22 protein-coding genes, 1 tRNA gene and 1 pseudogene are annotated in these 20474 nt (G+C 65.5%); 15 read left to right on the forward strand and 9 right to left on the reverse strand.

Features of this window, described 5'->3' with window-relative positions; translation table 11 throughout:
- The first annotated feature begins 96 nt into the window (after nt 1-96).
- The 4 genes from ACVWW1_RS05600 to ACVWW1_RS05615 all read left to right on the forward strand — a co-directional run bounded on the left by ACVWW1_RS05600 (nt 97) and on the right by ACVWW1_RS05615 (nt 2761).
- Nucleotides 97-813 (forward strand): dienelactone hydrolase family protein, encoded by a 717-nt coding sequence (locus ACVWW1_RS05600; RefSeq protein WP_456655129.1) that lies wholly within the window; start codon nt 97-99, stop codon nt 811-813.
- 70 nt (nt 814-883) lie between these two features.
- Complete coding sequence (locus ACVWW1_RS05605; protein ID WP_456655130.1) at nt 884-1597, forward strand: HoxN/HupN/NixA family nickel/cobalt transporter; 714 nt, start codon at nt 884-886, stop codon at nt 1595-1597.
- Between the two features lie 171 nt (nt 1598-1768).
- Nucleotides 1769-2242 carry a hypothetical protein gene (locus ACVWW1_RS05610; protein WP_456656625.1) on the forward strand — a complete coding sequence of 158 codons (474 nt, stop codon included), beginning with the start codon at nt 1769-1771 and terminating at the stop codon, nt 2240-2242.
- A gap of 90 nt (nt 2243-2332) precedes the next feature.
- Nucleotides 2333-2761, forward strand: coding sequence for a hypothetical protein (locus ACVWW1_RS05615; RefSeq protein WP_456655131.1), 429 nt, complete (start codon nt 2333-2335; stop codon nt 2759-2761).
- A 61-nt stretch (nt 2762-2822) separates the two neighbouring features.
- Here ACVWW1_RS05615 and rlmB read toward each other — a convergent pair whose 3' ends face one another.
- On the reverse strand, nt 2823-3647 hold the full coding sequence (gene rlmB, locus ACVWW1_RS05620) for a 23S rRNA (guanosine(2251)-2'-O)-methyltransferase RlmB (RefSeq protein ID WP_456655132.1): 825 nt from the start codon (nt 3645-3647) through the stop codon (nt 2823-2825).
- Nucleotides 3648-3840: 193 nt separating this feature from the next.
- On the opposite strand from rlmB, the gene ACVWW1_RS05625 reads away from it, so the two are divergent.
- Nucleotides 3841-3926: transfer RNA gene (locus tag ACVWW1_RS05625), tRNA-Tyr, on the forward strand.
- Between the two features lie 194 nt (nt 3927-4120).
- Here ACVWW1_RS05625 and ACVWW1_RS05630 read toward each other — a convergent pair.
- A complete protein-coding gene (locus ACVWW1_RS05630; RefSeq protein WP_456655133.1) occupies nt 4121-4960 on the reverse strand; it encodes a LysR family transcriptional regulator in 840 nt (279 codons plus the stop codon).
- Between the two features lie 139 nt (nt 4961-5099).
- On the opposite strand from ACVWW1_RS05630, the gene ACVWW1_RS05635 reads away from it, so the two are divergent.
- Both ACVWW1_RS05635 and ACVWW1_RS05640 read left to right on the forward strand, forming a co-directional pair.
- Nucleotides 5100-5711: a DUF1989 domain-containing protein gene (locus ACVWW1_RS05635; protein ID WP_456655134.1), complete on the forward strand. Its 612-nt coding sequence runs from the start codon at nt 5100-5102 to the stop codon at nt 5709-5711.
- A gap of 24 nt (nt 5712-5735) precedes the next feature.
- Complete coding sequence (locus ACVWW1_RS05640; RefSeq protein WP_456655135.1) at nt 5736-6665, forward strand: LysR substrate-binding domain-containing protein; 930 nt, start codon at nt 5736-5738, stop codon at nt 6663-6665.
- Here ACVWW1_RS05640 and ACVWW1_RS05645 read toward each other — a convergent pair.
- A complete protein-coding gene (locus tag ACVWW1_RS05645) occupies nt 6646-7530 on the reverse strand; it encodes a polysaccharide deacetylase family protein (RefSeq protein ID WP_456655136.1) in 885 nt (294 codons plus the stop codon). The two genes, ACVWW1_RS05640 and ACVWW1_RS05645, sit on opposite strands and share 20 nt — an antisense overlap.
- A 36-nt stretch (nt 7531-7566) precedes the next feature.
- A complete protein-coding gene (locus ACVWW1_RS05650) occupies nt 7567-8238 on the reverse strand; it encodes an FMN-dependent NADH-azoreductase (protein WP_456655137.1) in 672 nt (223 codons plus the stop codon).
- A 300-nt stretch (nt 8239-8538) separates the two neighbouring features.
- On the opposite strand from ACVWW1_RS05650, the gene ACVWW1_RS05655 reads away from it, so the two are divergent.
- On the forward strand, nt 8539-9999 hold the full coding sequence (locus tag ACVWW1_RS05655) for a purine-cytosine permease family protein (protein ID WP_456655138.1): 1461 nt from the start codon (nt 8539-8541) through the stop codon (nt 9997-9999).
- Between the two features lie 22 nt (nt 10000-10021).
- Here ACVWW1_RS05655 and ACVWW1_RS05660 read toward each other — a convergent pair whose 3' ends face one another.
- Entirely contained in the window at nt 10022-10939 is a 918-nt protein-coding gene (locus ACVWW1_RS05660; protein ID WP_456655139.1) for a LysR family transcriptional regulator, read from the reverse strand.
- 116 nt (nt 10940-11055) lie between these two features.
- On the opposite strand from ACVWW1_RS05660, the gene ACVWW1_RS05665 reads away from it, so the two are divergent.
- The 3 genes and pseudogenes from ACVWW1_RS05665 to ACVWW1_RS05675 all read left to right on the forward strand — a co-directional run bounded on the left by ACVWW1_RS05665 (nt 11056) and on the right by ACVWW1_RS05675 (nt 15052).
- Entirely contained in the window at nt 11056-12411 is a 1356-nt protein-coding gene (locus ACVWW1_RS05665; RefSeq protein ID WP_456655140.1) for an MFS transporter, read from the forward strand.
- Nucleotides 12412-12443: 32 nt separating this feature from the next.
- Nucleotides 12444-13689: pseudogene (locus ACVWW1_RS05670) on the forward strand (amidohydrolase family protein).
- Between the two features lie 163 nt (nt 13690-13852).
- Nucleotides 13853-15052, forward strand: a complete 1200-nt coding sequence (locus ACVWW1_RS05675; protein WP_456655141.1) for an adenylate/guanylate cyclase domain-containing protein — start codon at nt 13853-13855, stop codon at nt 15050-15052.
- A gap of 8 nt (nt 15053-15060) precedes the next feature.
- Here ACVWW1_RS05675 and ACVWW1_RS05680 read toward each other — a convergent pair whose 3' ends face one another.
- Nucleotides 15061-16374 carry a chloride channel protein gene (locus ACVWW1_RS05680; protein WP_456655142.1) on the reverse strand — a complete coding sequence of 438 codons (1314 nt, stop codon included), beginning with the start codon at nt 16372-16374 and terminating at the stop codon, nt 15061-15063.
- A gap of 171 nt (nt 16375-16545) precedes the next feature.
- Nucleotides 16546-16941: an NUDIX hydrolase gene (locus tag ACVWW1_RS05685; RefSeq protein ID WP_092115072.1), complete on the reverse strand. Its 396-nt coding sequence runs from the start codon at nt 16939-16941 to the stop codon at nt 16546-16548.
- A 427-nt stretch (nt 16942-17368) separates the two neighbouring features.
- On the opposite strand from ACVWW1_RS05685, the gene ACVWW1_RS05690 reads away from it, so the two are divergent.
- Together ACVWW1_RS05690 and ACVWW1_RS05695 are read left to right on the forward strand one after the other, a co-directional pair.
- Nucleotides 17369-17665, forward strand: a complete 297-nt coding sequence (locus ACVWW1_RS05690; RefSeq protein ID WP_173637265.1) for a hypothetical protein — start codon at nt 17369-17371, stop codon at nt 17663-17665.
- A gap of 155 nt (nt 17666-17820) precedes the next feature.
- Entirely contained in the window at nt 17821-18048 is a 228-nt protein-coding gene (locus ACVWW1_RS05695; RefSeq protein ID WP_021081740.1) for a hypothetical protein, read from the forward strand.
- 68 nt (nt 18049-18116) lie between these two features.
- Here ACVWW1_RS05695 and ACVWW1_RS05700 read toward each other — a convergent pair whose 3' ends face one another.
- Complete coding sequence (locus ACVWW1_RS05700; RefSeq protein ID WP_210284217.1) at nt 18117-18443, reverse strand: VOC family protein; 327 nt, start codon at nt 18441-18443, stop codon at nt 18117-18119.
- Nucleotides 18379-18879, reverse strand: coding sequence for a MerR family transcriptional regulator (locus ACVWW1_RS05705; RefSeq protein ID WP_456655143.1), 501 nt, complete (start codon nt 18877-18879; stop codon nt 18379-18381). Before ACVWW1_RS05705 ends, ACVWW1_RS05700 begins: the two co-directional genes overlap by 65 nt.
- Before the next feature lie 300 nt (nt 18880-19179).
- Here ACVWW1_RS05705 and ACVWW1_RS05710 point away from each other — a divergent pair, with 300 nt between their 5' ends.
- Nucleotides 19180-19977 carry a lytic murein transglycosylase gene (locus tag ACVWW1_RS05710; protein WP_176530528.1) on the forward strand — a complete coding sequence of 266 codons (798 nt, stop codon included), beginning with the start codon at nt 19180-19182 and terminating at the stop codon, nt 19975-19977.
- Between the two features lie 88 nt (nt 19978-20065).
- Nucleotides 20066-20473, forward strand: a complete 408-nt coding sequence (locus ACVWW1_RS05715) for a hypothetical protein (protein WP_176530529.1) — start codon at nt 20066-20068, stop codon at nt 20471-20473.
- The last annotated feature ends 1 nt before the right edge of the window (nt 20474 follow it).

Below are 20474 nucleotides of genomic sequence, written 5' to 3' on the forward strand. Positions count from 1 at the left end.
TTCCGATGCGGCCTTGGCCTGCGTTCAAACCAGTGTGAAGTTCCGTAACTCTCGCGCATGATGCGTTCCGGATGATGCTGTCTTGACGAGAATTGCATGCACACTGGTGACATCGACTACGCCGCCGGCGACGCCAATTTGCGCGGCTATCTTGCGTTCAAGGACCGCGGCGTAAAGCGTCCCGGCGTGCTGGTATTCCACGAAGGGCTCGGGCTCGGCGACTTCGCGATGGAGCGGGCACGCAGGCTTGCCGAGCGTGGCTATGTGGCGTTCGCCGCCGACATGTTCGGCGAGCGGCGGCAGGCCGCCGATCTGCAGCAGGCAATGACGCTGATCGGTCATTTGCGCACCAATCCCGCCACGCTCCGCGCACGTGCCCGCGCCGCGCTCGCGACCCTCGCGGCATCGCCCGAGGTCGATGCTACCCGTTGCGCGGCGATCGGCTTCTGCTTCGGCGGCACGGTCGTGCTCGAGCTTGCGCGCGACGGTGCTGACCTCAAGGCCGTCGTCAGCTTCCATGGCATGCTCTCGACCACGCAGCCTGCGGCAGCGGGGGCGGTGAGGGCGAGCGTGCTGGTCTTGACCGGAGCCGACGATCCGCTGGCGCCTTCCGACCAGGTCGCGGCATTCGAGAACGAGATGCGCGCCGGCAAGGTTGCCGACTGGCAGGTGATCAGCTACGGCAACACGCTGCACGGTTTTGCCAACCCGGCCGCCGACGGCTCGATCATGAAGTCGGCGATGTACGATGCGCGGGCTGACCGCCGCTCCTGGGCGGCGATGCAAGGCCTGTTTGATGAGGTGCTGGTTTGACGAGGTGCCGGCCTGACAAGATCGGCGATGTGGTGTTTGATCTGCCGTCACGCGCCGGCGCGGGGGATTGATGTTCGGAATCTTGAGTCTTGGCTTTCTGCTCGGCATGCAGCATGCGCTGGAGCCGGATCACATCGCGGCGGTATCGAGCATCGCGGCGCGCCGTACCCATGTCGGTGACATCGTCAAGCACGGCCTGACCTGGGGCCTCGGTCACACGCTCACGCTGTTCGTCTTCGCCGGCGCCGCGATCCTGCTCGGGCACGCGATCCCCGAGACGGTCGCGCAGCCGATCGAGACCACGGTCGGCGTCATGCTGGTCGGCCTCGGCGCGCATGTGTGGTGGCGGCTGTGGCGCGATCGCGTGCACTTCCACACCCATTCGCATGGCGACGGCATGACGCATTTCCACGCCCACAGCCATGCCGGTGAAACCGTGGCGCGCGCGTCCACCAGCCCGCATGTCCGCGCGGCGCACAGCCACGCCCATGGCTTCCGCTGGCGCACGCTGCTGGTCGGCCTGATGCACGGCATGGCGGGCTCGGCGGCGCTCTTGGTGCTGACGGTATCGCAGGCCCCGAACCCGGTGATCGGGCTCGGCTATGTCGCGCTGTTCGGCGTCGGCTCGATGATCGGGATGGGCGTGCTGTCCAGTGTGATTGCGGTGCCGCTCGCGGCCTCCGCGCGCTGGCTGACCTGGGCCAATCGCGGCCTGCAAATGGCGGTCGGCGCTGTCACGATTGCGATCGGCGTCCACTCGATCATCGAGAACGCGTTCACCTGACGCATACGCACCCAGAGCCGCCGTTAACGATTCCTGAGCCCGCACGGCCGCATTGACCGGATGCCGATGCTTACGCGTTAGGCTTACCGCCAGTTTGGCCCGCGGCCTTAACCCTTCCGCCAAGCCGTTGGATTAGGCTGCGGGTGGAACAATTCGGGACGCTGGGTGAACATGCGCGGAAGTCTTGCGCTGGCGATATTGGCTGCGATGACCTCGACGGCGCTGGCCGGCGGCGGTTTCGACATCGTCGTGCCCAATCGCCCCGGCGTGCCCATCATCATCAATGGCGTCGACGCCTCCTACGCCGTGGTCGAAAGTGCGATGGGGCTGGCCCGCAACGACTCGATGGTGCCGACCGTCTATGGCGGCCGCCCGATCGATCCCGAGCCGAATGTCGGCCATTATTATCCGAGCCTCGGCCGCATGCCGGGTTACGGCCGCCTCGAGATCGAGCCGCCGGCCAACCGCCGCCTGCCGCAGCCGGCCGAGAGTTATCATCAATCGTGGGGGGCGCAATCCGCGCCGCTCCCGGCACAGTCCAGCGTGCCGGTCGATCCGCCGCCGGTGATCTACGCGCCGCAGTTCAACGGGCCGCGGCCGCTGCCGGGACCGGTCCCGCGGCCACCGCGTCCACGAGGACCCTAAATCAACTGCCCCAAATCAACAGCCCCGCGCGGGCGCCTTCATAGCCACCAAGAGCTACGCGACGAACAGAGAGACCATCAGGAGAGAGTAATGCGTCAAATGATCAAAGGACTGATTGCGGCCGTGGCCGTCATGGTGACCGCGCCCGCAATGGCGTGCGGTTTCAACCCTTGCGGCTATTCCGCGCCCGTCGTGAATTACGGCTGCGGCGGCTGCGGTGGCTACGGCTACGGCTATGGCTATGGCGGTTACGGCGCGGTCGAGCGCCTGCCTGACCCGGATGCGGCCTATCCCGACGCAGCGCAGCAGTACTACTACGTCAACCAGGGACCGAGCTACACCGGCCCGGGCAATTGGGCGCCGCGTCCGTACTACCGCGAAGGCTATGGTCGTCCGTATTACGGCTATCGCCACTACGGCTACCGCCATCACTATCGGCCCTACCGTCCGCACTACGGCTATCGCTACGGATATGCGCCGCATCGCTACGGCCATCCGGTGCTGCGCCGCTACTACTGATCCGACGATCGGTCGAAGAGATATCAGCGCCCGTTCGCGTCAAGCGAGCGGGCGTTTTCGCTCACATCAGTCCGAGCCGGCTGGCGCCGATATAGAGCGCGAGCACGGCGGCGTTCGACACGTTGAGGCTCTTGATCTCGCCGGGCATGTCGAGGCGGGCGACGACGCGGCAGGTCTCGCGCGTCAATTGCCGCAGGCCCTTGCCTTCGGCGCCGAGCACCAGCGCGAGCGGCTGCTGCAATTGAACCTTGCCGAGATCCTCGGTGCCCTCGCTGTCGAGGCCGACGGTCTGGAAGCCGTGATCGTTCAGTTCGTTCAGCGCGCGCGCCAGATTCTGCACGGTGACCATAGGCACCAGCTCGAGCGCGCCGGAGGCGGACTTCGCCAGCACGCCGGTCGCCTCCGGGCTGTGGCGGGCGGTGGTGACGATCGCCTTCACCGCAAACGCCGCGGCCGAGCGCAGGATGGCGCCGACGTTGTGCGGATCGGTGATCTGGTCGAGCACCAGCACGATGCCCTCTTGCGGCAGCGTGTCGATGCCGGGCGAGGGCAGGGGATCGGCCTCCGCCAGAAGCCCCTGATGAACGGCATCGGGGGTGAGGCGCCGGTCGATATCGCCGGGCCGAACGATCTCCGGGGTGACCCGGGTCGCGATGTTTTCGTCGGCAAGGCGCTTGGCGGCGTTCTCGGTGAGATAAAGCTTGCGGATATGGCGGTCCGGGTTGGCGAGTGCGGCCGCCACCGTGTGCCAGCCATATAGAATCACCGGCCCGTCGGAACCAGATTCGAGCTCCCGCCGGGCCCGCGGGCGGCCGAATTTCGGCCCTTTTTGGAAGGGTTTACCGCCCTTGCCTCGGAAATTGGGTTTGCGGTCGCGATCGCTCATGTGAGGCTTGTGTCACGGCTCCCGAATATTGGCAATTTAACCGGCAAATTGCGCGCCCGCTTGGTTGACTTTGGGGACCGCCTTCGCCCATAAACGCGCCCGACCGCGCACCCGCTTCGGGTCGGCCGGTTATCAGCGTCATTTCGATGACCGGTCCGCCGCCACTCGCGCGGCCGGTCTGATGCTGTTGGACGGGGGAGTGTCCCGAGTGGCAAAGGGAGCTGACTGTAAATCAGCCGCCTCATGGCTTCGCAGGTTCGAGTCCTGCCTCCCCCACCACGCCTCGCCCTGACGGGCTACGCGTGGCGGAGCCACGCCTGACCCGTCAGGGCAAAGCGTGTCCGGCGTAGCTTGAGCGCCAGCGAAAGCGAAGACGGACTGGCCAAGGGCCTCGCTTCCACGAACTTCAATTCGACACGTTACTCCCATTTCGCTGGGCATGCCGACAAGGCGTCTCGCGCCGCCACCACGACTCACCCCCGCAAACCACGCCGCAGCAGTTTCGCGAAATCCTGCGCCATCAGCGACGGGGCTTCATGCGTCGGGGAGAGGATGGCGATCTGGTACTGGATCTTCGGCTTGAACGGGCGGATGGCGAGGCCCTCGGTGAAGGGCTTGCTCACCACCGGATCGACGATGCCGACGCCGCGGCCCTCGGCGACGAGCTGGCACGCGGTCGAAAAAAACTCGGTCTCTGCCACCACGTTCCAGCGCGCGCCATATTCGGAGAAGGCGGATGCCAGCTGCTGGTAGATCGGATCGCCGCGAAACAGCGTGACGAACGGGACGCCATCCAAGTCATCAGGGGTGATCTGCTTCAGCTTCGCGAGCGGATGCGCATGCGGCAGCATGCACACGCACTCATACGAGAACACCTCCATGTGCGAGGTCGGATAATCCAGCGGCAGCTCGGCGACCGCGAGATCGAATTGCTGTGTCGAGATCAGCTCGCGGACGGTCGCGGAATTGCGGGTGATGATCTTGATCTGCAGCTCGGGCTTGTTCCTGGCGAACTGCGACAGCAGGCGCGGCAGCAGGTTGATCGAGATGCTCGGATAGGCCGCGATCGCGAGGTGACCGCGCCGCCCGGACCTGATCTCGGCCGCAACACGCGCCGCGTTCTCGGCGGCTTCGAGGGCGCGCGCCGCCTCGACATAGAACAGCTTGGCTTCCGGGGTCGGTTGCAGGCGGCCGCCGCGGCGCAGGAAGAGATTGAGGCCGGTCTCGTGCTCGAGGCCTGCGATCATCGTGCTGATGCCGGGCTGCGACATGCCGAGCAGCTCGGCCGCCCGGGTCATGGTGCCGTGGAGCATCAGGGCGCGGATAGCATTCGAGCTGTCTGAGGCGCATGCGCGACTATACGAATCTGCTATAATGGATACAATTAATATTATTAGAATTACATGACGGGCGGTGCTCCAATGGCGCAACGAGCCATTGAGGAGGCACCGAATGACCGCAGCAACCATCGATCTGACCCGCGCCCGTCTAATTCCAGCCCGCAATGGCGTGGCGGCTCGCCTCGATGCGGGAGAGACGGTCATGGTCGTCAACACCCATGGCAAGCAGGTGGTCGATACCTGGGCCTTCAATGCCCGCGACACCGGCGAGTTCATGTCGATGGAGCACAGCCGCGCATCGATGCTGCGGCTTGTTCCGCGCGTGGGCGACACGCTGACCACCAACAGGCGCCGCGCGATCCTCACCTTCGTCGCCGACACGACGCCGGGAATCCACGACACGCTGATCGCGGCCTGCGACATTCACCGCTATCGCCAGCTCGGTGCGGTCGGCCACCACGACAATTGCACACAGAATCTGGCGCACGCGCTCGAGACCGTCGGCCTGTCGGCTGCGGTAACGCCGGCTCCGCTCAATCTGTTCATGAATGTACCCGTCACCGACAATGGACAACTGGACTTCAAGTCGCCCGTCAGCGAGGCGGGGCAGTATGTGGCGCTGCGTGCGGAGATGGACCTCGTCATCGTGTTCTCCGCCTGTCCGCAGGACATGGTGCCGGTGAACGACATGCGGCCGACCGACGCTCACTTTCTCATCGCCTGATACTGTCAGCGCGGAGAACCAATCATGCGCAAGCTGCCGCCGCTCAATGCCGTCCGCGCGTTCGAAGCCGCGGCGCGCCATGAGAGCTTCACCGCCGCCGCCAATGAACTCTGTGTCACGGTGACGGCGATCAGCCACCAGGTCCGGCAACTCGAGGCGATTCTGGGCCACAAGCTGTTCGAGCGCTCCGGCCGCGCGGTCGTGCTGACCGCGGAGGGCCATGCGCTGTTCCCCATGCTGCGCGACGGCTTCGACCGCATGGCGAGCGCCTTCGCCGCGATCCGTCCGCCGGCCGACGGCGATGCGATCACGGTATCGACCACGCGCGCCTTCGCCGAGCGCTGGCTGATGCCGCGGCTCGCGCGCTTCAACGCGGCGTTTCCGCACCTCGTCGTCCACATCGATGCGACCGAAGAGGTGCGGACGCCGGGCGCAGACGGCGTCGATCTGGCCATCCGCTACGGACGCGCTGACCGTGCCGGCGAGACATCGGTGCTGTTCAGCGATCGCTACATCGCGGTCGCGGCGAGCGCGATCTGTCCGCCCGACGCCCGTCTTGCCATCGACGACGTCCGTTCGCGCTCGCTGCTGGCCTACCGCTGGAAGAATGCCACGCTGGATTCGCCGGCGTGGTCGGCCTGGCTCGCGGGCGTAGATCACGATCCCATGCGGGACTTCCGCATCTCATGGTACAGCGAGGAGCCGCTGGCGCTGCACGCCGCCGAGCGCGGGCTCGGACCGCTGTTGTGCAGCGATGCGCTGGTGGACGAGCAATTGCGTCAGGGCACGCTGCGCCGGCTCGACGGTCCCGCGCTTGCGGGCTTTGCCTATCGTCTCGTCGATGCGCCGAGCGCTGCCCGGCGCAAATCGGTGACGGCGTTCATCGACTGGCTGCGGGCAGAGGCGGCCACCTTTCGTGCAGCTCCCGAACAGGTCATGACACGGGCCGCGTGAAGTAGGGCAGGGTCTCGACGCGGACCTGGTAGGTGCCCGCCTTGACCAGGCCGTCGAGATGGGCGGCGGTGTCCTCGAGCGATGCGAACCAGACCTTGCGTTCGGCGACGACCTGCTCGAGCCAGCGCTCCACGACGCGCCAGCGGGCAAGCCGGCCGGTCAGGAACGGATGCCAGATCCCCATCCAGAATCCGCCGGCCTCATAGGCGGCTTCGAACTCCTCGAACGAGGCGGCAAGGCCCTCGCTCGGCGATTTGACCGGCATCATGTAGCCGATCTCCGCGTAATGGGCGAAGGGCGGCCAATCGTCCGATCCCCAGTGCGGCGGCATCTCGTAGAGCGATCCGCGCGCCGTGCGCATCTGGTAAGGGATGTCGTCGGCCATCAGCGACGAATCGTAGACAAAGCCGTGCTCGATCAGGAGATCGATGGTGGTCTGGTTGGCGTTGTACACCGGCGCACGGTAGCCGCGCGGCTTGCGCCCGGTCATCGCGACGTGGATGCCGAGCGCGCGTTCGAAGGCCTCGCGCTGCTCCACCGAGGAAATCTCCGTCGGATCCTCATGGATGTAGCCGTGATGGCCGATCTCGTGGCCACCCCTGAGGATCGCCTCCACCGCATCCGGATAGCGCTGCATGGTCCAGGCCGGCATGAAGAACGATTGCTTCAGGCCGAGGCGGCGATAGGTCTCCAGGATCCGCGGCACGCCGACGGTCGGCCCGTATCGTCCCATCGTGATCGGATAGAGCCGGTCGAACGAGTCCTTTGGGCGCGCGATGTGGATCAGGCTGTCGGCGTCGACGTCGAACGTGATCGCACAGGCGCAACGCGCGCCGTTCGGCCAGGGGATGGGATTGCGGATCATCGGATCATCCTCGTGCAGCCGGCGGACAGCGGTGCATCATTCCGCCGCCACATTAACAGGCCCGTCGATTCCAAGACACTGCCGGACCAGCACGGGAATCGCGGCAAAGGCGTCGGCGAGCGATCGGCGGTAGCGTTCATCATTGAACTCCTGGTAGTCGACCGCGATCAGGTGACTCTCCTGAACCCCGAGATAGTGCGCGCAGGTGAAGATGTGGGTCTCCAGATGGTTCATGGTTTCCCGCACCCCGCCGGGGCCAAAGCCGAATTCGCCGCGCGAGCTCAGCACCACCAGCGTCTTGCCGCGCATGATCGGTTCGAGCGGAAAGTCGCCGCGGGCGAGATCGAAGCTGAAGGTCTTGTCGATCCGGATCACCTTGTCGAACCACGACTTCAAGGCCGCCGGCATGCCGTAATTGTGCATCGGCGCCCCGATGACGATCACGTTGGCGCGTTCAAGCTCGTCGATCAGCGCATCGGAGAGACGAAGCTCGTCGTGCTGCTCCGCCGTGCGGTCGCCGGGCGCGGTGAAGGCGGCGGCCACCCACGCCTCCGTGATGAGTGGCGGCGGGTTGCGGCCGACGTCGCGCGAGATGATCGTGGCGCCGGGCTCGTGCGTCAGCCAGTGCTCGACAAACGACCTGGAGAGCTTCCGGCTGACCGAACGGTCGCCGCGCGGGCTGGCATCGATATGCAGGAGTGTCGTCATTCGGGGACCTCGGCCGGTTGAGCAGCAATGCGTCGGCCGCACAATGACCCGGTTGCCTCGGTCGGCGTGATTGACGAATCCGGCAGCTGAGTTGAGAAAATCTCAACAGTGAAGCGGGGCGCCATGGTGACGCGGTCTGCGAGCGTGATCGCGGCGGGATCTGTCGCCATTCAGCACGCAAACTTCACTCTCGATCTCGTCTCAACCCGGCTTGAGGATTTCTCATTATCGCCTCACGGCTGCCTGCTGCTCTGATACCCCATCCCGGCCCAACCAATGCGCCGGACAAACGGGGGAAACATGCTGCTCAAACAGACACAGCTTCCGGCGCAGGATGAGGCCGGCTTCGATGCCCACGGAATCGAACCGGTGCCGGCGGCGCACCGCACGTCGTCACCATCAGATCAGTTCTGGATTTGGACCGGCGCGAACATCGCGCCGATCAACTGGGTGCTGGGCGCGCTCGGCATCCAGCTCGGCCTGAGCCTGCTGCAAACGCTTGCCGTCATCGTCGTCGGCAATCTGTTCGGCGCCGCGCTGTTTGCCGCCTTCTGCCTGATGGGACATCGCACCGGCGTGCCGCAGATGGTGCTGGGCCGGCTGGCGTTCGGCCGCCGCGGCGCCTATCTGCCGGCGCTGGCGCAGGTCCTGATGCCGATGGGGTGGGTCGCGATCAACACCTGGATCGTGCTCGATCTCTGCATGGCGGCGCTGGAGCGGATGGGCATTGGCGGCGGCGTCGAGCTCAAATACGCGATCGCGGTGCTGGTGATGCTGTTCCAGATCGGCATCGCGGCCTGGGGCTTCAATGCCATCAAGGTGTTCGAGCGCTACACCATGCCGTTCATCCTGCTGATCATGGCGGTCATGACCGCGCTGGCCTTCCTGCGCGTCGATATCAAGTGGCGGTCCGCGACCGTGACCGGCATGCCGGCCTTCGCCGCGGCGACGCAACTGATGACTGCGATCGGCATCGGCTGGGGTATTTCGTGGCTGACCTATGCCTCCGACTATACGCGCTTCACCAGGCCCTCGCTCGGCGCCGCCAAGGTGTTTCGGGCGACATTCCTCGGCATGTTCCTGCCGACGGTCTGGCTCGCCTTCCTCGGTGCGGCCATTGCGTCAGCCGGCGCCGGTTCCGATCCGTCGAAGCTGATCATCGCAGCTTTCGGTGCGATGGCGTTGCCGGTGCTGCTGGTGCTGCTTCATGGTCCGATCGCGACCAACATCGTCGTGATCTATTCGGCGGCGCTGTCGTCGCTCGCGCTCGATCTGCGGCGGCCTCGATGGGTGATCTCGGTGATCTCCGGCCTGATCGCCTCCGCGATCCTGTACGCCTTCCTGCAGTCGGGTGATTTCGCTCATGCCTTCGACAATTTCATGGTCGCCCTGATCGTCTGGATCAGCCCATGGGCGGGCGTGACGCTCGCCGACTTCTACCTGGTGCGACGCGGCCGCATCGATGTCGCATCGCTCTACGAGGAGGCGGGTGGGGATCGTGATTTCAACTGGGCCGGGCTGATCGCCTTTGCGGCCGGCTTCGTGGCGGCGTGGGCTTTCCAGATGGGCACGATCAAGGCCATGCAAGGTCCGCTGGCGCTGGCGACCGGCGGGGTCGACCTGTCGTGGCTCACCGGCATCGGCGTTGCGATGGCGAGCTACCTTGCGCTGCATCGGCTGCTTGAGCGTCCGTTGGCGCGGAGCGTCCCGTCGCCGGCCGTGGACGCTGCGTCGGTCGAGCCCGCGCCCACATCGACCTGACAGGGGCACGCCTTGCGCCTGCTCACTCCATCCGCGCGAATATCTCCACCAGCGTCTCGCGCAGCCAGCGCTGCGCGGCCACGGTGTCGTTGCGCTGGTGCCAGAACAGGCTGACGATGCGCGGCGGCGCCGGCAGCGGCACCGGCACCGCATGCAGATGGGGCGCCTGGCGGGACTGCGCGCTGAGGTCGCGCGGCAGCACGGCGATCAGGTCGGACTGGCGCACGATCTCGTAGGCGGCGTTGTAATGATTGACGATGGCGACGAGGTTGCGCGACAGCCCGCGAGAGCCGAGAAACTGGTCATAGGTCGGCAAAGTTCGGCCGGCCAGGCTCACATCGACATGCTTGGCGTTGAGGAAACTGCGCACATTCAGCCGCTTCCTGCCCGCAAGCGGGTGATCACGCCGCATGAAGCAGGCATAGTCCACCGTCCACAGCGAGCGCGAACGGATCAGTCCCTGATGCAGCGCCTCATTGACATAAACGCTCAGCACGCAATCGACCCGGTTGTCCTCGAGCTGGTCCGCGATCCCGATGATGGTGTTCGGCACGGTGCGGATGCGCGCCGTCGGCGCCATTTCGGCGAAGCGGTTCAATAGCCGCGGCATCACCAGAGCCGCTACGTAGTCCGACATCGACAGGCTGAACTCGGTCTGCGCACGGCGTGAATCGAAGACCTCCTCGTCGAGTGCGCCGCGGATGCTCTCCAGCGCGCCGCCGATCGGATCCCACAGCGCCACGGCCCGCTGGGTCGGGCGGATTCCCGTGCCGGATCTGACGAACAGGGGATCGCTCAGCGCGTCACGTAGTCGTGCCAGCGCATTGCTGACCGCGGGCTGCGTCATCTTGAGCGCGTTCGCGGCGCGCGTGACGCTGCCCTCCGTCATCAATGCCTCGAAGACTTTCAGGAGATTGAGGTCGAGCGTGCGAAACGGCATTGGCGACATTCATGCTGGTGATATACTAGATCATAATTATAAATTATTGCGATAATTGAGGTTTGTCTATCATTCCCCCGAACACGGGCGCCGGGCCGTGGCTCAGGGGGATATTCATGTCGATGATTTCGGCGCGCATCGAGCGCCTGCCGTTCGCGCGTTTCCATGTGCACCTGCTGCTGATGGGCGGCCTGGGCTATCTGTTCGACGCGATGGACGCCGCCGTGCTGGCGTTCATCCTGCCGGTGCTGCGCACCGCCTGGGGGCTCAGCAATGTCGAGACCGGCGTGCTCGGCAGCAGCACCTTCGTCGGCTATCTGTTCGGCGCACTGCTCGCGGGGACGCTGGGCGACCTGATCGGCCGCCGTGCGGTGATGATGTCGGCGCTCGCGCTCTACAGTGTGGCCTCGCTGGTGAGCGCGACGGTGGATAGCTGGCCGGCGTTCTTCGCCGCGCGCGTCGTCGCCGGCATGGGCACCGGCGCGGAAAGCGCGATCATCGCGCCATATCTCGCGGAATTCGTGGCGCGGCGTTACCGCGGCGCCTTCACCGGCGCGCTCGCCGGCTTCTTCTCGTTCGGCTTCGTCGCCGCCGCCTTGCTCGGCTATTTCATCGTGCCGGCCTACGAGAACGGCTGGCGCATCGTGCTCGTGATCACGGCCATACCTGTCGTGATGCTGCTGTGGTGGCGCCGGTCGCTGCCGGAATCGCCGCGCTGGCTGGAAAGCCGCGGCAGGGTGAAGGAAGCCGAGGCGGTGCTCGATAAAGTCGAGGCGAGCTTCGCGCGCGAGGGCCGCGTGCTGCCACCGCCGGTCGCAGAGCCCGTTGTGCCGGCCGTATCGTCAGGAACGCTGCTGAGCAATTTTGCGGCGCTGTTGGCCGGCCGCCAGGCGCGGATCACCACCATGACCTGGATCATGTGGCTGTCGATCACGTTCAGCTATTATTCCTTCTTCGTCTGGATCCCCGGCCTGCTGGTGCAGAACGGCATGAGCATCACCAAGAGTTTCGGCTATTCGCTCGCGATGTATTGCGCGCAGGTGCCGGGCTATTTCACCGCCGCCTTTTTCAATGAGCGGATCGGCAGGCAGTCCACGATCGCGTCCTACATGATCCTCGGCGGCGCCAGTGCGCTCGGGCTCGCCTTTGCCGCGAGCGACGGGCAGATCATGGCGGCCGGCCTCCTGCTGTCGTTCTTCATGAACGGCACCTATGCCGGCGTCTATGCCTACACGGCCGAAGTGTTTCCGACGGCGATCCGGACCACGGGGGCAGGGCTCGCGTCCGCGATCGGCCGCATCGGCGCGATCATTGCACCCATCCTGGTCGGCTATCTCTACCCGAAGTTCGGCTTTGCCGGCGTGTTCGGCGTCACCACGACGGTGCTGTTGATCGGTGCCGTCACGGTCGTGCTGATGGGCGTGCCGACGCGCGGCCGATCGCTGGAAGACATCGCAAGCGAAGCCGCGTGATCACGTGGGCCGCATCCTGACAGGAGACCTTTATGTCCACGATCCTCTTCAAGAATGCTGCGCTGCTTGATCCGTTGCGATCCGATTTGCTCGAAGGGCACCACGTGCTGGTCGAGGATCGCCTGATCAAGGAGGTGTCCGATCGGCCGATCGAGGCCTCGGCCGATCGCGTCATCGACCTCAAGGGCAAGACCCTGATGCCCGGCCTGATCGACCTGCATGTGCATGCGGTCGCCGTCGAGCTCGACCTGTCGCAGCAGGCTCGGATGGCCAACGTGCTGGTGACGCTGCGCTCGACCATGCTGCTGCGGGGCATGCTGAAGCGCGGCTTCACCACCGTCCGCGATGCCGGCGGCGCCGGCCATGCGCTCAAGCAGGCGATCGACACCGGGCTGACCGATGGGCCCAGGCTGTTCGTCTCCGGCCGCGCGCTCAGCCAGACCGGCGGCCATGGCGACGGGCGCGGCCGCTCGGACTATCTGAGCGACCCGACCTGCTCCTGCTGTGTGCGGGTCGGCGCGATCGCGCGCGTCGTCGACGGCGTCGATGCGGTGCGCAAGGCGGTGCGCGAGGAGCTGCAGATGGGCGCCGACCAGATCAAGATCATGGCGTCCGGCGGCGTTGCGTCGCCCACCGATCCGATCGGCGCATTCGGCTATTCCGAGGACGAGATCCGCGCCATCGTCGCGGAGGCGAAGGCGCGGCACACCTATGTGCTGGCGCATGCCTACACCGCGGAGGCGATCGAGCGCGCGGTGCGCTGCGGCGTGCGCACCATCGAGCACGGCAATCTGGTCGACCTTCCGACCGCGCGCCTGATGGCCGAGCAGGGCGCCTATGCGGTGCCGACGCTCGTCACCTATGAGGCGCTGGCCACCGAAGGCGCCAAATACGGCCTCCCTGCCGCAAGCGTCGCCAAGGTCGCCGACGTGCGTGATGCCGGCCTGCGCTCGCTCGCGATCTATCGCGAGGCCGGCGTCAAGATGGGGTTCGGCACCGATCTGCTCGGGCCGTCGCAGCGCTTGCAGAGCGGGGAGTTCCGGATCCGCGCCGAATTGTTGGGGCCCGCAGGCGGTGATCGCGAGCGCGACCATTGTCGGCGCCGAGGTGCTCGGCATGGAAGGCAAGCTCGGCCGCATCGCGCCGGAGGCTTTCGCCGATTTGCTGGTGGTGGAGGGCAATCCGCTGCGCGATGTAACGTGCCTGCTGGGCCAGGGCGAGCACATCCCGCTGGTGATGAAGGCCGGCAAGGCCGAAGTCGACCGGCTGGGCGGGTGAGCCACCTAAGCACGCTCGCGGGCAAAGCGCTCGTCCTCACGGCGTCACACGGAGGCAGGCCGGGCCGATTTGCTCGTTCACGTTACCGCTGGCAGCGTTGACGCGGCCGCGCGGAAGCACGACATATCGCGTGCCGACCCCACCCGCCGCTCCGGAGCCAGCCATGAACGCGCCCCCCAACATCGATCACGTCACGCCGCAGTCCGACGGCGACGTAGTGAGCTGGCTGACCAACGAGACGCGCGACCAGCGCTTCATCGACAATATCTTCGCCGAGTTGTGCATCCGGCTGCAGCGGACGGGCATTCCGCTCAAGCGGGCGACGATGAATCTCCTGATCCAGCATCCGCAATGGCTCGGCGCCCGGATCATCTGGGCCGACGGCAAGCGCGAGGCCGAGATCACGCGGGTCGACTACGATGTCCAGCAGCGATCAGAATATATCGGCAGTCCGGTCTACGAAATCCATCAGGGTGCCGACGAGGTGCGCGAGAAGCTCGAACATGACCCGTCACAGGGCCGCAAGCACGCACTCTATGACGACATGCGCGCGCAGGGCCTGACCGACTATGTGGCCTGGCCGCTGCTGCATACGCTCGGCAAGCGGCATGTCGTGACCTTCGCGACCGACCGTGCCGGCGGTTTCGATGATGCGCATATCGCCAGCCTGAAGACGGTGCTGCCGGTGCTGGCGCTGGTCAGCGAAATCCGGATGAAGAACCGCCTGGCGCGGACGCTGCTCGAGACCTATGTCGGCTCGCACGCCGGCGAGATGATCCTGGCCGGCGCGACGCGGCGGGGCAGCGGCACGACGGTGAGCGCCGCGATCATGATCTGCGACTTGCGGGATTTCACCCGGATCTCGGACTCCTGGCCGCGCGATGACGTGATCGATCTCCTGAACGACTATTTCGACGCGATGTCGGAGCCGATTGCGCGGCATGGCGGGGAAATCCTGAAATTCATCGGCGACGGCCTGCTCGCCATTTTCCCGCTCAGCGAACCCAAGGCCTGCGCCAACCTGCTGCATGCGGTAGCCGAGGCGCGGCTGGCGATGGCGGCGCTCAGCGAAAGGAACGGCATGATGGGCCGTGCGCCGATGAATTACGGCATCGGCGTCCATGTCGGCGACGTCATGTACGGCAATATCGGATCGCGCACCCGGCTCGACTTTACCGTGATCGGCCCCGCCGTGAACATGGCGTCGCGCCTCGAAGCTCTCACCAAGCAGTTGAAGAAGACGGTGCTGCTGTCCCGCGCCTTCGCGGATCTCGTCGAGCACGATTTCGCGCTCGAACATGTCGGCGAGCACCCGGTGCGCGGCTTCAGCGAGCCGATCGAGCTGTTCGCCTATAACGGCTGAAGAAATCTTCAGGCCGGCGTCGCCTTTTGCGCCGGCGAAGCCCGATCGATAAATCCCTTGGCGAGGGCGTGATAGACGCCCTCCTTGCAGATCAGGCGCGAGCTCGCATGCGCGATCAGGGCCGCGGCCATCAGCGGCACCACCATGGCGTGATTGTCGGTCATCTCGGTGACGATCACGAAGGCCGTAATCGGGGCCTGAACCACGCCGGCGAAATACGAGACCATGCCGAGCAGCATGATGGCCGCAAGCGGCGCGCCGTGGAACAGCGGCGCGATGTTGGAGCCGAGCCCGGCGCCGACCGCGAGGGATGGCGCGAAGATGCCGCCCGGCATGCCGCTGATCGAGGCAAACGTGGTGGCCAGGAATTTCCAGACGCTGAAGCTCGCGGGCAATTGCGATCCGGCTTCGAGCGCGGATTTGACCTGCTGATATCCCGTGCCGTAGATCGCGCCGTCGGAAGCAATTCCGCAAATCGCCGCCGCAAATCCGCAGATCGCGGCAAAGCCGACCGGATAGCGCTTGATCGTGCGTCCAACCGGGTTGGCAAATCCGCGCGCCATTGCGATCAGGATGCGGCTGAACAGGCCGCCCGCCAGACCTCCGGCCAGGCCGCAGAGCGGGACCGCGAGCCAGTCGGTGCCGTTGCGCAGGGCCGTCGCGCTGGTGCCGAAATAGGTGTAGTTGCCCATCAGAGCGAGCGACGTCAGGCCCGCGGCGATCACCGCGCCGATGATCAGGCTGGAGGTTCGCGTCTCGAAGGCACGGCTCATTTCCTCGATGCCGAACACGATCCCGGCCAGCGGGGTGTTGAAGGCTGCCGCGACGCCCGCCGCCGCACCGGCAAGGATCAAGCCCGGTTGACGCCGGGGCGAGAAGCGGCCGAGCGCAAACATGATCGACGCGCCGATCTGCACCGTCGGTCCCTCGCGCCCGACCGATGCGCCACACAGCAGGCCGAACAGGGTCAGCAGAATCTTGCCGGCGGCAATGCGCAGCGAAACCAGGCTTTCGCGCGCGGTCTGGTCGGTCAGATGGCGTGCGGCAATGGCCTGCGGGATGCCGCTTCCCTGCGCGTTCTGAAAAAAGCGATTGGTCAGGTAGACCGACAGCGCGAAGCCTGCGGGCGTCAGCACCAGCGAGGCGTAACGGACATGCGACACCAGTGCGGAGAAGGCGACCTGCGCCAGATCCGCGAGCTGTGCGAGCGCGACAGCCGCCGCACCGACCGCAATGCCGCCCAGCAGGAAGATGGCCCGGCGCTGCCAACGCGCGGAAACGATTCTGAACAGCCGCCTCTGGCGGTTGGAGGGGAAGCCCATTCTGACGCAATTCCGGCTGATGTCGTGGTCCGGTCCGGACGGATCACGTCATTCCTAGCACGCGTCGGTGGTGGGTGAAGCTCAACAAATCAGCAAGGCGTGCCCGCGCAGCCGCCAGATGCCGAAGCCGAAATCTGTGCTTTTTGCCGCGGGCAGCAGATATCCCACCGTCTATCTCCGCCGCCGCTGCTTCCTTGGAAACAGCCGATCGCGGATGTAGCGCGAGGTCGGCGTCAGGCGAAGTCCGCGGGGCTTTTGCCAGGCGGCGCGGTCGATCTCCTTCTTGTCGCCGATCGCCAGCCGTCCCTTGGCGTTCTTGGCGATGAAGATCGCATCGCTCATTCTGCGGCCGGAACGCTTGTTCTTGGCCGTCACTTCCTTCCACAGGCTGAGCCTACCGAGCTTGAGCTTCGGCAGCTCTTCCTTGATCTCACGCTTCAGGCAGTCCTTGCCGGTCTCGCGCGCACGCCTGCGTCCGCCGGGGAACATCCACAGCCCGTCGGATCGACGTCGGACCAGAAGGACCTTGCCGCGCTTCGCGGCAACCAGTTTGGAAGACTTCGTCATGTACTGCGCAATGACCGAAACAGAATCGACCCCATTCTAATTTGTCTATTTGAGTAGACAAGTTCCAAGGGCGAATTGTTCCACAGTCATGTGTCGGCTGTTTGTCAGCCACGGATCGCCTGAGCACTGAGAAAATCCTGACGACGCGCATCCTCGTACGAGGAGCGGCAAGTGAAGAGGCGGCCGGCTGTGACGGTCTGTCGCGGTTTCACCGCGGAAACGCTTGCACACGTTCGCCGTGCGCCCGGGCGTGGTCTCGCTTCATCGAACATCCTCACGTTGAGTTCGTGAGAATGAGGTACTCTTGGTTCCCGTAGCAGGAACTGGCGCGGCCTTCGATGACAAAAGTCCGTGGCAGGCAGCTCTGCCGCTTGACTCAATGTTCTTGTTTTGTTCTAATCGCCTCCACCGTGAATAGGAGGCCGCCATGGACAACCGTATCAGCGAAATTCGCAGGCAGATCAGGGCGCTGCGCGTCAGCATGCTCGAGGCCGAGGCCATCATGCGACAGCAGATCAACCGGGATGAGGACTGCGCCTTCGTGGCCGGAGACCTCCTGAAGATGCGCCTGGTGATGAGCCGTCTGGTCGAAGAGCGGGGCATGTTGGGCGACCGCGAGCCGATCATCGTGCACGCGAGCGTTGCTCCGCGCCGCCGTGCCGCGACGCCGATCTTTCTTCGCGCGGCGAAGCGGGAGCTCGTCGCCGGCGAAGCGCGTGCCTGATGACGCACCTAGGATGCAACGGCTGCGCACCGAGTTGCGCGAGCTCGACGCATCCGTGAATCGGCTGAGGCAGGCCGGACGCGATAGTGCATCGGCGCAGCTTCTGCTGTCGCGCAAGCGCGCCGAGCTGGAGGACGTGATCTGCCGGAGGAAAGATGAGAGAGCCGCTTCGGTATTTCCACGACAGCGATGATCATGCGCCCTGGATCAAGGCGCTGGCCGAGGTCCGGCACATGGCGACGCGGGAAGGCTGGTGCTTTCACCACGTGCAGGCGATCATCGTGGCGATCGACCAGTATGCGGAGGCCGCGCTTGGCAATCGCGAATTCTTCCTCAACCGCCCGCAGACCGTCGGCCCGCTGCGGCGAGGCGAGGTGCCGTAGAACGCAGCATCGCGTACGGCATTTCGCGAGCTGGTGCTGCGGTCAGCACCGCCGTGTGGTTGACGAGCTCAAGGCAATACGTCGGCGGGATGCTTGTCGCGATGCTCGACATATTCGACGCGGGTCTGGTCCGGATGCAGCACCAGCATGTTGCGGCCGGTCGGGACCGGCTTGGGGGCCTCCAGTATCGTGGCGCCGACGCCGGGGAGATGCGCGGCGAATGCGTCGATGTCGTCGACCAGAAACGTCAGATGCGTCGCCGTGAACGGCTTCAGGCTCTGTTCCGTCCCTGCAATGAACAGGATCGAGGCGACCTGCGCCAGCCTGAGATCATATTCGGGATAGTCGAACCGAAGCCGCGCCGGCTGGCCGATCAGGGCTTCGTGGAAGGCCACGGCCTCGTCCAGGCCCTCGAGCGGCAGGTAACGTCTCGCCAGGATATTGAGTATCTTCATCGCCACGTCCTGATGTTCTCATATTGCTGCGACCGCCATCCGGCCCAGCCAGACGACGCGACAAGGCGCGCCGCCGCTTGCGCAGCGCCGCGATCGCTCGATCGATCTGGTCGAGCTTCTCCTGCATCACTGCCGAGCAGTTCACGCGCGCGCCGCGCCGGCCGTCTTCAAGCGCAGTCAGAAGATTGCGAAGCTCGCGGGTCGAGAAGCCTGCGGCGATGAGGTCTCTCACCCACGCAGCCCGTTCGATCTCCAACGCGGAGTAGCTTCGATAGCCGTTCGAATTCCGGCGCGGCACGATCAGGCCAGCCGCCTCATAATGCCGAAGCGCCCGTGCACTCACGCCAAGATGGTGTGCCGCCTCCTGAATCCGCATCGCGATCTCCTGTCGAGGGTCGGCCTAGCACCTTCTCATTAATGTCAATGTCAAGCGCCGTGTTGCGGGGCGCGCCGGGCGCCGCCGCTGAACTCCGTCAATCCGCTGACACGGACGCAGGGGCCAAATGTCCCGGCCTGCCTGATCTGGCCGGGATGGCCAATCCGCTGCCGGCGACATATCGTGACGGTCCGCGGCCGAATCTGAGGCGGATCGTTCATCGTCGGGTCATCTACATCAGGCCATCGTCAGCGCCGCGCCCGCGAGGGGCGGCGGCACATTTTTCGGAGGAGGTTTCGGATGATCAGGGGCTGGCAGATTGCGACGTCGGCGCTCGCCATCGTCGTGATGGTTGCAACGCTGGGCGCAGAGGCGAACGCGGCGCAGTGCGGCAACGGGCCAGGCGGATTCGAAGCCTGGAAGGAGCAGTTTGCCGGCGAGGCGAGGGCCAAGGGCGTCGGTGCCACCGCGATCGACGCGTTGATGCAGGCACATTACGCCAGCGCGACGATCGCCGCGGATCGCGGCCAGCGCAGTTTTGGCCTGTCGCTCGAGCAGTTCATGGCCAAGCGGGGATCTGCGACCATCGTGGCGCGCGGCCGTTCGCTGAAGCAGTCGCAGGCGGCCATGTTCGCCTCGATCCAGCAGCGCTACGGCGTGCCGCCGGGACCGCTGATCGCGATCTGGGGCATGGAGAGCGGCTTCGGCAGCCAGCGCGGCAACCAGAACATGCTGTCGTCGATCGCGACGCTTGCCTATGACTGCCGCCGCCCGGACTTCTTCACCGACCAGCTCTATGCCGCGCTGAAGCTGATCGACCGCGGCACTCTGTCCGGAAGCACGCGCGGCTCGATGCATGGCGAAATCGGCCAGACCCAGTTCATGCCGAAGAACGTCCTCGCCTATGGCACCGGCAATCTCGACGTCGCCGCCAACGCGCTGAGCTCGACGGCGAACTTCCTGCACGCCCATGGCTGGCGCGCCGGCGCCGGTTATCAGCCCGGGGAACCCAACTTTGCCGCGATCGAGGCATGGAATGCAGCGCAGGTCTATCAGAAGGCGATTGCCATCATGGGACGGCAGATCGACGGCCAATGAGCGCAGGGCCGGGGGTTCCTTCATCCCCTGTTAACGCAACGGTGCCCAGATCGTTTGCTGTGAAACGGAGCAGATGGAGACAGGCTCCATGCTCAAGAACGGCACCTATGCGGCGTGGTTTCGGACGTCGCTCGCTGACGGCACCGGCATCGTGCACATGGCCGACGGCAGGCTGTGGGGCAGCGATGCCATCATGCTTTACGACGGCACCTATGAGGTCGACGGCGAGCGCTTCTCCGCCGTGCTCACCGCCAGGCGGCACTCCGAGGGACATGCGACCGTGTTCGGCACCGACGACCTCGTGGTGCGGCTCGAAGGCGTCTGGAGCGGCGCGATCGCGACGGCCGCGGGCAGGGCGGATGCCGTGCCCGATCTCGCCTTCGAGGTGACGCTGATTCCAAGCAATGGGGTGGCGCCCACACCGCCGCCCGATCCGCCGCTGCCGAAGTTCGATCCGAGCAAGCTGCCGAAGCTGCCGAAGCGCTCGAGTCGCTGAG

The sequence above is a fragment of the Bradyrhizobium sp. JR3.5 genome, from assembly GCF_054057015.1.

Coding starts and splice junctions, on each gene's coding strand:
- ACVWW1_RS05615 (WP_456655131.1), top strand. CDS start 2,333: ATGCGTCAAATGATCAAAGGACTGATTGCGGCCGTGGCCGTCATGGTG.
- ACVWW1_RS05635 (WP_456655134.1), top strand. CDS start 5,100: ATGACCGCAGCAACCATCGATCTGACCCGCGCCCGTCTAATTCCAGCC.
- ACVWW1_RS05705 (WP_456655143.1), bottom strand. CDS start 18,879: ATGCGGATTCAGGAGGCGGCACACCATCTTGGCGTGAGTGCACGGGCG.
- ACVWW1_RS05710 (WP_176530528.1), top strand. CDS start 19,180: ATGATCAGGGGCTGGCAGATTGCGACGTCGGCGCTCGCCATCGTCGTG.
- ACVWW1_RS05690 (WP_173637265.1), top strand. CDS start 17,369: ATGGACAACCGTATCAGCGAAATTCGCAGGCAGATCAGGGCGCTGCGC.
- ACVWW1_RS05640 (WP_456655135.1), top strand. CDS start 5,736: ATGCGCAAGCTGCCGCCGCTCAATGCCGTCCGCGCGTTCGAAGCCGCG.
- ACVWW1_RS05610 (WP_456656625.1), top strand. CDS start 1,769: ATGCGCGGAAGTCTTGCGCTGGCGATATTGGCTGCGATGACCTCGACG.
- ACVWW1_RS05655 (WP_456655138.1), top strand. CDS start 8,539: ATGCTGCTCAAACAGACACAGCTTCCGGCGCAGGATGAGGCCGGCTTC.
- ACVWW1_RS05660 (WP_456655139.1), bottom strand. CDS start 10,939: ATGCCGTTTCGCACGCTCGACCTCAATCTCCTGAAAGTCTTCGAGGCA.
- ACVWW1_RS05665 (WP_456655140.1), top strand. CDS start 11,056: ATGTCGATGATTTCGGCGCGCATCGAGCGCCTGCCGTTCGCGCGTTTC.
- ACVWW1_RS05680 (WP_456655142.1), bottom strand. CDS start 16,374: ATGGGCTTCCCCTCCAACCGCCAGAGGCGGCTGTTCAGAATCGTTTCC.
- ACVWW1_RS05605 (WP_456655130.1), top strand. CDS start 884: ATGTTCGGAATCTTGAGTCTTGGCTTTCTGCTCGGCATGCAGCATGCG.
- ACVWW1_RS05675 (WP_456655141.1), top strand. CDS start 13,853: ATGAACGCGCCCCCCAACATCGATCACGTCACGCCGCAGTCCGACGGC.
- ACVWW1_RS05715 (WP_176530529.1), top strand. CDS start 20,066: ATGCTCAAGAACGGCACCTATGCGGCGTGGTTTCGGACGTCGCTCGCT.
- rlmB (WP_456655132.1), bottom strand. CDS start 3,647: ATGAGCGATCGCGACCGCAAACCCAATTTCCGAGGCAAGGGCGGTAAA.
- ACVWW1_RS05600 (WP_456655129.1), top strand. CDS start 97: ATGCACACTGGTGACATCGACTACGCCGCCGGCGACGCCAATTTGCGC.
- ACVWW1_RS05650 (WP_456655137.1), bottom strand. CDS start 8,238: ATGACGACACTCCTGCATATCGATGCCAGCCCGCGCGGCGACCGTTCG.
- ACVWW1_RS05645 (WP_456655136.1), bottom strand. CDS start 7,530: ATGATCCGCAATCCCATCCCCTGGCCGAACGGCGCGCGTTGCGCCTGT.
- ACVWW1_RS05685 (WP_092115072.1), bottom strand. CDS start 16,941: ATGACGAAGTCTTCCAAACTGGTTGCCGCGAAGCGCGGCAAGGTCCTT.
- ACVWW1_RS05695 (WP_021081740.1), top strand. CDS start 17,821: ATGAGAGAGCCGCTTCGGTATTTCCACGACAGCGATGATCATGCGCCC.
- ACVWW1_RS05630 (WP_456655133.1), bottom strand. CDS start 4,960: ATGCTCCACGGCACCATGACCCGGGCGGCCGAGCTGCTCGGCATGTCG.